This window comes from Aquabacter cavernae (assembly GCF_003993795.1).
GTDB lineage: Bacteria > Pseudomonadota > Alphaproteobacteria > Rhizobiales > Xanthobacteraceae > Aquabacter > Aquabacter cavernae.
This window is the reverse complement of sequence record NZ_RWKV01000008.1, coordinates 711,510-720,905: the sequence shown is the minus strand read 5'-3', so window position 1 is coordinate 720,905 and position 9,396 is coordinate 711,510. Positions and strand designations below refer to the sequence as shown.

Genomic DNA, 9,396 nt, shown 5'->3' with positions numbered 1-9,396 from the left:
CCATGCGGTCAGGCGTCATCGCCCAGAAGGTCGGCATGACCCGCATCTTTACGGATGCCGGTGAACATGTTCCGGTCACGGTGCTGAAAGTTGAGAGCTGCCAGGTGGTTGCCCACCGTACGCTCGACAATAACGGTTATGTGGCGCTCCAGCTTGGAGCTGGCCGCCGCAAGCCGAAGAATGTGACGCGCGCCGAGCGCGGCAACTTCGCCATTGCCGAGGTGGAGCCCAAGCGGAAGCTTGCGGAATTCCGCGTCGCCGAGGCGGACCTTATCCCGGTGGGTGCCGAGATCACCGCTGACCACTTCGTTGTGGGCCAGTTCGTGGATGTCACGGGCACCACCATCGGTAAGGGTTTTGCCGGCGGTATGAAGCGCCACAATTTCGGTGGTCTGCGCGCCTCTCACGGCGTGTCCATCTCTCACCGCTCCATCGGCTCGACCGGTGGCCGTCAGGATCCCGGCAAGACCTTCAAGAACAAGAAGATGCCGGGTCACATGGGCGACGTGACCGTCACCACCCAGAACCTGAAGGTCGTGATGACCGACGTCGAGCGCGGCCTGATCGCGGTCGAGGGCGCCGTCCCCGGTCATGCGGGCGGCTGGATCATGGTGCGTGACGCCGTGAAGAAGCGTCTGCCGAACGAGGCCCCCAAGCCGGGCGCGTTCAAGCTGCGCGAGACCAATGGCGCTGCGGCGGAAGTCGCGGTTGAAGCTGCGAACGAGGAGGGCGCGTGATGGAACTCACTGTCAAGACGCTCGATGGCGCCGACGCTGGCTCGGTGACCCTCTCGGACGAGATCTTCGGCCTTGAGCCGCGCGCGGACATTCTGCACCGCTGCGTGACCTGGCAGCTGGCCCGCCGTCAGGCTGGCACGCACCGCACCAAGGGACGGTCCGAGATCAATCGGACCTCCAAGAAGATGTACAAGCAGAAGGGCACCGGCAATGCCCGTCACGGCGCGGCGTCCGCTCCGCAGTTTCGTGGCGGCGGTCGCGCCTTCGGCCCGGTGGTGCGTTCGCACGCCATCGACATGCCGAAGAAGGTGCGCGCGCTGGCTCTGAAGCATGCGCTGTCGTCCAAGGCCAAGGCCGACCAGATCATCGTCCTCGACAAGGTCTCGCTCGACGATGCCAAGACGAAGGCGCTCAAGGATCGGTTCGAGAAGCTGGGGATTGCCTCCGTGCTCGTCATCGACGGTGCCGAGGTCGAGGCCAACGTGGCTCTGGCCGCGCGCAACCTCCCCTATGTTGACGTGCTGCCGATCCAGGGCATCAACGTTTATGACATTCTTCGGCGCGACACCCTGGTCCTGACCAAGGCGGCCGTCGACGCGCTGGAGGCGCGCTTCAAATGAGCCCGCAGCCGAACATTGAGGCACGTCATTACGACGTGATCCTGTCTCCCGTCATCACCGAGAAGGCGACGGCGGCGAGCGAATACAGCAAGGTCGTCTTCAACGTCGCCGGCACGGCCACCAAGCCCCAGATCAAGGAGGCGGTGGAGCGTCTGTTCGACGTGAAGGTGAAGAGCGTGAACACCCTGGTCCGCAAGGGCAAGGTCAAGATTTTCAAGGGTCGGAAGGGCGTTCAGTCCGATGTGAAGAAGGCGGTCGTGACCCTTGAAGCGGGTCAGACCATCGACATCACGACCGGTCTGTGAGCGAGAGACGGGAGCCAAGACCATGGCGCTGAAGCATTTCAAGCCGGTCACGCCGAGCCTCCGCCAGCTCGTGATCGTTGACCGTTCCGGCCTGTACAAGGGCAAGCCGGTCAAGACCCTGACCGAGGGCAAGAGTTCCTCGGGCGGACGCAACAATAATGGCCGCATCACCGTCCGCTTCCGCGGCGGCGGTCATAAGCAGGCCTATCGCCTCGTCGATTTCAAGCGCTCCAAGCGTGGCGTGTCGGCGGTGGTGGATCGGATCGAATATGATCCGAACCGCTCGGCCTTTATCGCCCTGATCAAGTATCAGGACGGTGAACTGTCCTATATCCTGGCGCCGCAGCGTCTGGCGGTCGGTGATTCTGTGATCGCCGGCGACCAGGTGGACGTGAAGCCCGGCAATGCCGGCCCGCTCTCCAGCCTCCCCGTTGGCACCATCGTGCACAATGTGGAGATGAAGATCGGCAAGGGCGGCCAGATCGCGCGCTCGGCGGGTGCCTATGCGCAGATCGTCGGTCGTGACCAGGGCTACGTCATCGTTCGCCTGAACTCCGGCGAGCAGCGTCTTGTGCATGGCGCCTGCTATGCCACGGTGGGCGCGGTGTCGAACCCTGACCACATGAACATCTCGCTGGGCAAGGCGGGTCGTTCGCGCTGGTTGGGTCGCAAGCCGCATAACCGTGGTGTGACCATGAACCCGGTTGACCATCCGCACGGCGGCGGCGAAGGCCGCACCTCGGGCGGCCGTCATCCCGTCACTCCGTGGGGCCTCCCCACGAAGGGCAAGAAGACCCGCAACAACAAGGCGACGGACAAGTTCATCGTCACCAGCCGCCACAAGCGGAAGAAGTGAGGGCCTGACATATGTCAAGAGCGATTTGGAAGGGCCCGTTCGTCGACGGCTATCTGCTCAAGAAGGCAGACGCCTCGCGCGCTTCGGGCCGCAGCGAGACCATCAAGATCTGGAGCCGCCGCTCCACGATCCTCCCGCAGTTCGTGGGCCTCAATTTCGGCGTGTACAACGGGCAGAAGCATGTCCCTGTTCATGTTTCGGAAGACATGGTCGGCCATAAGTTCGGCGAATTCGCGCCGACGCGTACCTATTACGGGCACGCGGCCGACAAGAAGTCGAAGCGTCGGTGATCGGCAATGAGCAAGCAGGCAAAGCCCCGCGCTCTCGCGGATAACGAAGCAAAGGCGGTTGCGCGCAATCTGCGTGTCTCGCCCCAGAAGCTCAACCTTGTCGCGGGCCTGATCCGCGGCAAGAAGGTGGCGACCGCGCTCGCCGATCTCGAATTCTCCCGTAAGCGGATTGCCCGCGACGTGAAGAAGTGCCTCGAGAGCGCGATCGCGAACGCCGAGAACAACCACGAGCTGGACGTCGATGACCTGGTCGTCGCCGAGGCGCACGTGGGCAAGGGTCTGGTGATGAAGCGGTTCTCCCCCCGGGCGCGCGGTCGTGCGTCCCGGATCGAGAAGCCCTTCGCCCACATCACCATCGTGGTGCGGGAAGTCGAGGAGCGGGCCTGATGGGTCAGAAGGTCAATCCGGTCGGGCTGCGGCTCGGCATTAACCGCACGTGGGACAGCCGCTGGTTCGCCAATAAGGGCGAGTACGGCAAGCTGCTTCACGAGGACATCAAGATCCGCGAGATGCTGATGAAGCAGCTCAAGCAGGCTGCGGTGTCCAAGGTGGTGATTGAGCGGCCGCACAAGAAGTGCCGCGTGACGATCCACTCCGCCCGTCCGGGCGTGGTGATCGGCAAGAAGGGCGCGGACATCGACAAGCTGCGCAAGAAGGTCTCCGACATGACCAAGTCGGAAGTCTTCATCAACATCGTCGAGATCCGTAAGCCGGAAATCGACGCGCGTCTTGTCGCCGAGTCCATCGCCCAGCAGCTGGAGCGCCGCGTGGCTTTCCGTCGCGCCATGAAGCGCGCCGTGCAGTCCGCCATGCGTCTCGGCGCCGAAGGCATCCGCATCAACTGCTCCGGCCGTCTCGGCGGGGCTGAGATTGCGCGCCTTGAATGGTACCGCGAGGGCCGCGTTCCGCTGCACACCCTGCGTGCGGACGTGGATTACGGCACCGCCACGGCGTTCACGACCTACGGGACGTGCGGCGTGAAGGTTTGGATCTTCAAGGGCGAGATCCTCGAGCACGATCCCATGGCACAGGACAAGCGCCTGGCCGAGGGTGAAGGTCCGAGCGGCCGTCCGCCCCGCCGTGAGCGCGGCGATCGCGACCACGGTCGTGATCGCGATGCCGCTTGACGGGCGAACGATAAGAAAGCAGATAAGCCATGCTGCAACCTAAGCGCACCAAGTTCCGTAAGCAGTTCAAGGGACGCATTCACGGCGTCGCCAAGGGCGGCACGGAACTCAGCTTCGGCGAATTCGGCCTGAAGGCCGTGGAGCCGGAGCGCGTCACCGCCCGTCAGATCGAGGCCGCGCGCCGCGCGCTCACACGCCATATGAAGCGTGCGGGTCGTGTTTGGATCCGCGTCTTCCCGGACGTGCCCGTTTCGTCCAAGCCCACGGAAGTCCGTATGGGTAAGGGCAAGGGCGCCCCGGACTACTGGGCGGCCAAGGTCAAGCCGGGCCGCATCATGTTCGAGATCGATGGCGTAAGCGTCGATATCGCCCGTGAGGCCCTGACCCTGGCGGCCGCCAAGCTGCCGATCAAGACGCGCTTCATCCAGCGCATCGCCGAGTGAGGAGTAGATCATGAAGGCCGAGGACATTAAGACCCTCAGCACCGATCAGCTCACCGACGAGCTGCTGAAGCTGAAGAAGGAACAGTTCAACCTGCGCTTCCAGAAGGCGACGGGTCAGCTGGAGAACACGGCACGGAGCAAGCAGGTCCGCCGCGATATCGCGCGGGTCAAGACCGTGCAGAACACCAAGCGCGGCGATGCCGCGAAGGCGAAGTGAGGTCGAGCGATGCCGAAGCGCGTGCTCCAAGGCGTCGTGGTGAGCGACAAGCAGGATAAGACGGTTGTGGTCCGGGTGGAGCGTCGCTTTACCCATCCGCTGCTGAAGAAGACCGTTCGTCGGTCCAAGAAGTATCACGCCCATGATGAAGGCAATGCCTGGCATGTGGGAGATACGGTGTGGATCGAAGAGCACCGGCCGCTGTCTAAGCTGAAGAACTGGATCGTGGTCCAGGGCGAGAAGCGGCTGGCGGTCTGATAGAAATCGCTCCGACGCAGGGTCCGTCTTCGCCCCAAAGGGGAAGAGTGGAGACCGCGTCGCGGCGGAAAACCCATGTTCGATGAGCGGGCATGGGCATGTTGAACGGGCAATGCCGGTTTGCCGGCGGCGCTGGATGACGAGAACAGGTGCGTCATGATCCAGATGCAGACCAATCTCGACGTGGCGGACAATTCCGGCGCGCGTCGCGTCATGTGCATCAAGGTGCTGGGCGGGTCCAAGCGGAAGTACGCTCACGTGGGCGACATCATCGTGGTGTCGGTCAAGGAAGCCATTCCGCGCGGTCGAGTGAAGAAGGGTGACGTGATGAAGGCGGTCGTGGTTCGCACGGCCAAGGACATCCGTCGCGTTGATGGTTCGGTGATCCGTTTCGACCGCAATGCGGCCGTTCTGATCAACAACCAGAAGGAGCCGGTGGGCACCCGCATCTTCGGGCCGGTTCCGCGCGAGCTTCGCGCGAAGAACCACATGAAGATCATCTCGCTGGCGCCGGAGGTGCTGTGATGGCCGCTAAGATCAAGAAGGGCGACAAAGTCGTCGTGCTCGTCGGCCGTGACAAGGGTCGCACCGGCGAGGTCATTCAGGTGATGCCGAAGGAAGACCGTGCGCTCGTCCGCGGCGTCAATGTGGTGAAGCGCCACCAGCGCCAGACCGCGAACCAGGAAGGCGGGATCATCTCCAAGGAGGCCCCGATCCACCTGTCCAACATCGCGGTCGCCGATCCCAAGGACGGCAAGCCGACCCGCGTCGGCTTCGAAGTGCTGGAAGACGGTCGCAAGGTCCGCGTGGCCAAGCGTTCCGGGGAGAAGATCGATGGCTGAGGCGAATTACACCCCCCGGCTGCGCACCCTCTATGATGAGGTCGTGCGCGCGGCGATGATCGAACAGTTCGGTTACGCCAACCCCATGCAGGTGCCTTCGATCGACAAGATCGTCATCAACATGGGCGTGGGCGAGGCGACTGCCGACACCAAGAAGGCGACCACCGCTGCCGCGGATCTCGCGCTCATCGCCGGCCAGAAGCCGGTTCTGACGCGCGCCCGCAAGGCGATCTCGAACTTCAAGCTGCGCGAGAATCAGCCTGTGGGCACGAAGGTCACCCTTCGCAAGGTCCGCATGTATGAGTTCCTGGACCGCCTCGTGACCGTGGCTCTGCCCCGCGTGCGCGACTTCCGCGGCCTGAACCCCAAGAGCTTCGATGGCCGCGGCAACTACGCCCTGGGCATCAAGGAGCACATCGTGTTCCCCGAGATCAATTATGACCGCGTCGAGCAGATGTGGGGCATGGACATCATCGTGTGCACGACCGCCAAGACGGATGACGAAGCGCGGGCTCTTTTGAAGGCCTTTAACTTCCCCTTCCGCCAGTGACGGTGTATTAGCGGCGGCTTCCCCCGTCGCATGACGATTTGGAATGCTTTCCGGCTGTGAGGGACCATCCCCTCAGACGCGGAGAACAGGAGCAGGAAATGGCGAAGAAAAGCGCGATCGAGACGAACGAGCGTCGCCGCAAGCTGTCTCAGCAGCTTGGTGCGAAGCGCGCTGGTCTCAAGAAGATCGTGAACGACAAGGAACTGCCGATCGAGGAGCGCTTTGCGGCGACCCTCAAGCTGGCGGAACTGCCGCGCAATTCGGCGCGGATCCGGGTGCGTAACCGCTGCGAAGTGACCGGTCGTCCGCGCGCGTTTTACCGCAAGTTGAAGATGAGCCGTATCGCGCTGCGCGAATTGGGCTCCCAGGGCCTGGTTCCGGGCCTGGTGAAGTCGAGCTGGTGAGGAGGGTCCGATGTCCATCAATGATCCCATCGGCGATCTGATCACCCGCATCCGCAACGCCCAGATGCGCCGCAAGGACAAGACGTCCACGCCCGGCTCGCGTCTGCGCGCCAGCCTGCTCGACGTCCTGCGCGACGAAGGCTACATCCGCGGCTACACCTCCACGGAGCACGGCAATGGCCGGACCGAGTTTGAGGTGGAACTGAAGTATTTCGACGGCCAGCCGGTCATCCGCGAGATTTCTCGCGTGTCGAAGCCCGGCCGTCGCGTTTATGCGTCGGTGAAGAACCTCCCCCGCGTCGCCAACGGTCTCGGCATCGCGATTGTCTCCACGCCCCAGGGCGTGATGGCTGATCACGACGCCCGCGACAAGAATGTCGGCGGCGAAGTGCTCTGCACCGTGTTCTGACGAGCGACGGAGAAAGACATGTCGAAGATCGGCAAGCATCCCGTCGCCATTCCCGCTGGCGTGAGCGCCAATGTGGAAGGCCAGACGGTGAAGGTGAAGGGGCCCAAGGGCGCTCTTCAGGTGACCCTCGTCGAGGAAGTGAGCGCGGAGCTGAACGGTTCCGAGCTGAAGGTGTCCATGCGCGGCGAAACCAATCGTCACAAGGCCATGTGGGGCATGTCCCGCACCCTTGTGTCGAACCTGGTGGAAGGCGTGACCAAGGGCTTCGAGAAGAAGCTTGAGATCACCGGCGTCGGCTACAAGGCCGCCGTCGCGGGCAAGAACCTCAACCTGTCCCTCGGCTTCAGCCATGACGTGATCTACCCGATCCCGGAAGGCATCCAGATCGTTGCGCCGAAGCCCACGGAGATCGTGGTCAGCGGCGTGGATAAGCAGCAGGTCGGCCAGGTCGCCGCGGAGATCCGCGGGTATCGCGGCCCCGAGCCCTACAAGGGCAAGGGCGTCAAGTACGCTGGCGAATTCATCTTCCGCAAGGAAGGCAAGAAGAAGTGACGGAGGCGAACCATGGCTAAAGATATCGGGGCGCTTGAGCGTCGCAAGGCCAAGGTGCGTCGCGCTCTTCGCGCAGCGGCCAACGGGCGTCCGCGCCTGTCGGTGCACCGCACCTCGCAACACATTTACGCGCAGATCATCGACGACGCGAAGGGCGAGACCATTGTCGCCGCCTCCAGCCTCGAGAAGGACCTGCGCAGCTCGCTGAAGACCGGCGCGGACGTTGATGCCGCGAAGGCGATTGGCAAGCTGGTGGCAGAGCGCGCCACCGCGAAGGGCGTGACCACGGTCGTGTTCGATCGTGGCGCTTACATCTATCACGGGCGCGTCAAGGCGCTCGCCGAGGGCGCCCGCGAAGGCGGCCTCGAGTTCTGACGCGAAGGACGAACGAAATGGCCCGTGAAAGGGATAATCGCGGCGAGCGCGAGGACCGCGACAACACGTTCGTGGACAAGCTCGTCCACATCAACCGCGTCGCGAAAGTGGTGAAGGGCGGCCGTCGTTTCGGCTTTGCCGCCCTTGTTGTGGTGGGTGACCAGAAGGGCCGCGTCGGCTTCGGCCACGGCAAGGCCCGTGAGGTTCCCGAGGCCATCCGCAAGGCCACGGAAAGCGCGAAGCGCGCGCTGATCCGCGTGCCGCTGCGCGAAGGCCGGACCCTGCATCATGACGTGCATGGTCACCATGGCGCCGGCAAGGTGGTGCTCCGCGCCGCCCCGGCTGGTACCGGAATCATCGCCGGTGGTCCGATGCGCGCTGTCTTCGAGACGCTGGGCGTACATGACGTGGTTGCCAAGTCGTTCGGGTCTTCCAACCCGTACAACATGGTGCGCGCCACGTTCGATGCCCTGAAGAATCAGGACAGCCCGCGTTCCGTCGCCGCCCGTCGTGGCATCAAGGTGTCGCAGCTCCAGTCCCGCCGCCGCGTCGAAGACGCGGAAGCGACCGACTGAGCGGGCTCTTTAGAAATAGGAGCGCGCCATGGCGAATGCGACTGAAGGCAAAACCGTCACCGTCGAGCAGGTCGGTTCTCCGATCCGCCGTCCGGCTGACCAGGAAGCAACCCTCGTGGGCCTCGGGCTGAACAAGCGTCATCGCCGTTCGACCCTGCAGGACACCCCGGCGGTGCGCGGGATGATCGCGAAAGTCGCTCATCTCGTCCGCGTCGTGGACTGAGGAGAGGCGAGATGAAGCTCGACGAGATCAGAGACAATCCCGGCGCGCGCAAGAAGCGCATGCGGGTGGGTCGGGGCATCGGCTCCGGCAAGGGCAAGACCGGTGGTCGCGGCGTAAAGGGTCAGAAGGCCCGGACCGGCGTCGCCATCAAGGGGTTCGAAGGTGGCCAGATGCCGCTGCACCGGCGTCTGCCGAAGCGCGGCTTCCACAACATCTTCCGCCTCGACTACAACGAGGTCACCCTCGGTCGCATTGAGGCCGCCGTCCAGGCGGGCCGGCTCGATGCCTCCCAGCCGGTGACCGAAGCGGCCCTCATCACTGCCGGCGTCCTGCGCCGCGCCAAGGATGGGGTCCGGGTGCTCGGCTCCGGCGAGCTCACCTCCAAGGTGAATCTCGACGTGGCCTATGCCACCAAGTCGGCAGTCGCCGCGGTCGAAAAGGCCGGTGGCACTGTGTCCATGACCGCCCCGGCTCCGGCCGAGGACGCTCCGGCTGAGTGATGTGAGAAGGGGAGGGCAGGATCTGCCCTCCTTTTTCTGTTTGGCCGCCGTGTCCCGCTCTGCGGGGCGGCGGTCGTTTTGTCGGGCGCGGCATCCGGGCCATGGCCTCACGC

The 9,396-nt window shown here is 64.0% G+C and carries 20 protein-coding genes; all 20 read left to right on the top strand.

The features are described 5' to 3' along the window. Positions 1–2: 2 nt before the first annotated feature. Positions 3–737 carry a 50S ribosomal protein L3 gene (gene rplC / locus EJJ38_RS08055; RefSeq protein ID WP_127089567.1) on the top strand — a complete coding sequence of 245 codons (735 nt, stop codon included), beginning with the start codon at positions 3–5 and terminating at the stop codon, positions 735–737. Continuing rightward, a complete protein-coding gene (rplD, locus tag EJJ38_RS08050; RefSeq protein ID WP_127089566.1) occupies positions 737–1,357 on the top strand; it encodes a 50S ribosomal protein L4 in 621 nt (206 codons plus the stop codon). Before rplC ends, rplD begins: the two co-directional genes overlap by 1 nt. Then, positions 1,354–1,662: a 50S ribosomal protein L23 gene (locus tag EJJ38_RS08045; RefSeq protein WP_127089565.1), complete on the top strand. Its 309-nt coding sequence runs from the start codon at positions 1,354–1,356 to the stop codon at positions 1,660–1,662. Before rplD ends, EJJ38_RS08045 begins: the two co-directional genes overlap by 4 nt. Positions 1,663–1,684: 22 nt before the next feature. Next, positions 1,685–2,518: a 50S ribosomal protein L2 gene (gene rplB, locus EJJ38_RS08040; RefSeq protein ID WP_127089564.1), complete on the top strand. Its 834-nt coding sequence runs from the start codon at positions 1,685–1,687 to the stop codon at positions 2,516–2,518. 11 nt (positions 2,519–2,529) lie between these two features. Further along, complete coding sequence (rpsS, locus tag EJJ38_RS08035) at positions 2,530–2,808, top strand: 30S ribosomal protein S19 (protein ID WP_127089563.1); 279 nt, start codon at positions 2,530–2,532, stop codon at positions 2,806–2,808. A 6-nt stretch (positions 2,809–2,814) separates the two neighbouring features. After that, positions 2,815–3,195, top strand: a complete 381-nt coding sequence (gene rplV, locus EJJ38_RS08030) for a 50S ribosomal protein L22 (protein WP_127089562.1) — start codon at positions 2,815–2,817, stop codon at positions 3,193–3,195. Continuing rightward, positions 3,195–3,935 carry a 30S ribosomal protein S3 gene (gene rpsC / locus EJJ38_RS08025; RefSeq protein ID WP_127089561.1) on the top strand — a complete coding sequence of 247 codons (741 nt, stop codon included), beginning with the start codon at positions 3,195–3,197 and terminating at the stop codon, positions 3,933–3,935. Before rplV ends, rpsC begins: the two co-directional genes overlap by 1 nt. 29 nt (positions 3,936–3,964) lie before the next feature. Beyond that, complete coding sequence (rplP, locus tag EJJ38_RS08020; RefSeq protein ID WP_127089560.1) at positions 3,965–4,378, top strand: 50S ribosomal protein L16; 414 nt, start codon at positions 3,965–3,967, stop codon at positions 4,376–4,378. Positions 4,379–4,388: 10 nt separating this feature from the next. Further along, complete coding sequence (rpmC, locus tag EJJ38_RS08015) at positions 4,389–4,595, top strand: 50S ribosomal protein L29 (RefSeq protein WP_127089559.1); 207 nt, start codon at positions 4,389–4,391, stop codon at positions 4,593–4,595. Between the two features lie 9 nt (positions 4,596–4,604). Then, positions 4,605–4,853 carry a 30S ribosomal protein S17 gene (gene rpsQ / locus EJJ38_RS08010; protein ID WP_127089558.1) on the top strand — a complete coding sequence of 83 codons (249 nt, stop codon included), beginning with the start codon at positions 4,605–4,607 and terminating at the stop codon, positions 4,851–4,853. 156 nt (positions 4,854–5,009) lie between these two features. Beyond that, positions 5,010–5,378, top strand: a complete 369-nt coding sequence (gene rplN, locus EJJ38_RS08005; RefSeq protein ID WP_029006297.1) for a 50S ribosomal protein L14 — start codon at positions 5,010–5,012, stop codon at positions 5,376–5,378. Continuing rightward, the gene (rplX, locus tag EJJ38_RS08000) at positions 5,378–5,695 is read left to right on the top strand and encodes a 50S ribosomal protein L24 (RefSeq protein WP_127089557.1); all 318 of its coding nucleotides are present in this window, start codon (positions 5,378–5,380) and stop codon (positions 5,693–5,695) included. Before rplN ends, rplX begins: the two co-directional genes overlap by 1 nt. Further along, positions 5,688–6,245 carry a 50S ribosomal protein L5 gene (rplE, locus tag EJJ38_RS07995; RefSeq protein ID WP_127089556.1) on the top strand — a complete coding sequence of 186 codons (558 nt, stop codon included), beginning with the start codon at positions 5,688–5,690 and terminating at the stop codon, positions 6,243–6,245. Before rplX ends, rplE begins: the two co-directional genes overlap by 8 nt. 98 nt (positions 6,246–6,343) lie before the next feature. After that, positions 6,344–6,649, top strand: coding sequence for a 30S ribosomal protein S14 (rpsN, locus tag EJJ38_RS07990; protein WP_127089555.1), 306 nt, complete (start codon positions 6,344–6,346; stop codon positions 6,647–6,649). Positions 6,650–6,659: 10 nt separating this feature from the next. Continuing rightward, entirely contained in the window at positions 6,660–7,058 is a 399-nt protein-coding gene (gene rpsH / locus EJJ38_RS07985) for a 30S ribosomal protein S8 (RefSeq protein ID WP_127089554.1), read from the top strand. 18 nt (positions 7,059–7,076) lie between these two features. After that, on the top strand, positions 7,077–7,610 hold the full coding sequence (gene rplF, locus EJJ38_RS07980; protein WP_127089553.1) for a 50S ribosomal protein L6: 534 nt from the start codon (positions 7,077–7,079) through the stop codon (positions 7,608–7,610). Positions 7,611–7,622: 12 nt separating this feature from the next. Beyond that, positions 7,623–7,985 carry a 50S ribosomal protein L18 gene (gene rplR / locus EJJ38_RS07975; RefSeq protein WP_127089552.1) on the top strand — a complete coding sequence of 121 codons (363 nt, stop codon included), beginning with the start codon at positions 7,623–7,625 and terminating at the stop codon, positions 7,983–7,985. A 17-nt stretch (positions 7,986–8,002) separates the two neighbouring features. Beyond that, the gene (gene rpsE / locus EJJ38_RS07970; protein WP_127089551.1) at positions 8,003–8,560 is read left to right on the top strand and encodes a 30S ribosomal protein S5; all 558 of its coding nucleotides are present in this window, start codon (positions 8,003–8,005) and stop codon (positions 8,558–8,560) included. A gap of 28 nt (positions 8,561–8,588) precedes the next feature. After that, positions 8,589–8,783: a 50S ribosomal protein L30 gene (gene rpmD, locus EJJ38_RS07965; RefSeq protein ID WP_127089550.1), complete on the top strand. Its 195-nt coding sequence runs from the start codon at positions 8,589–8,591 to the stop codon at positions 8,781–8,783. An 11-nt stretch (positions 8,784–8,794) separates the two neighbouring features. Next, the gene (rplO, locus tag EJJ38_RS07960; RefSeq protein WP_127089549.1) at positions 8,795–9,283 is read left to right on the top strand and encodes a 50S ribosomal protein L15; all 489 of its coding nucleotides are present in this window, start codon (positions 8,795–8,797) and stop codon (positions 9,281–9,283) included. Positions 9,284–9,396 lie beyond the last annotated feature (113 nt).